Origin of the sequence: Streptomyces chisholmiae (genome assembly GCF_031845445.1) — a bacterium.
Taxonomy (GTDB): domain Bacteria; phylum Actinomycetota; class Actinomycetes; order Streptomycetales; family Streptomycetaceae; genus Streptomyces; species Streptomyces chisholmiae.
The window spans coordinates 1-443 of record NZ_JAVREO010000212.1 but is presented as its reverse complement, the minus strand read 5'-3'; the positions used below and the strand labels follow the sequence as shown (position 1 = coordinate 443).

At 70.0% G+C, this 443-nt stretch carries 1 pseudogene; it reads left to right on the top strand.

Going from position 1 to position 443, the window contains the following annotated elements:
- A pseudogene (locus tag RM844_RS32860) lies at nt 1-443 on the top strand (hypothetical protein); the annotation flags it as partial.

Genomic DNA, 443 nt, shown 5'->3' with positions numbered 1-443 from the left:
AACCTGGGCCGGCTGCTGGTGGTGGTGCTCGTGGCCGCTCTGCTGGCTTTCGGTGCCGGCGACCTGCCGATCCTGTGCTGCGCGCTGATCGTCAACGGGTTGACCCGGTTCGTCTCGTCCGGCCTTTCGGCGTCGCTGCCCGATGTGGTGCCGGCCGACCGCGTGATCACGATGAACTCGGTGGCTACCGCGGTAGGCGCACTGGCCGCGTTCCTCGGAGCCGACTTCATGCTGGTGCCGCGCAAGGTGTTCGGCGCCGACGACACCGGTGCCTCGGTGGTCATGCTGATCGTGGCGGTCCCGGTGGCGCTGGCGCTCTGGTTGTCGGTGCGCTTCGGTCCGCATGTGCTGGGCCCGCACGAGAGCAAGCGCACCATCCACGGCTCGGTGGCGTATGCGGTGGCCACCGGCTGGGTGCACGGTGCCCGCACGGTGTGGGCGGT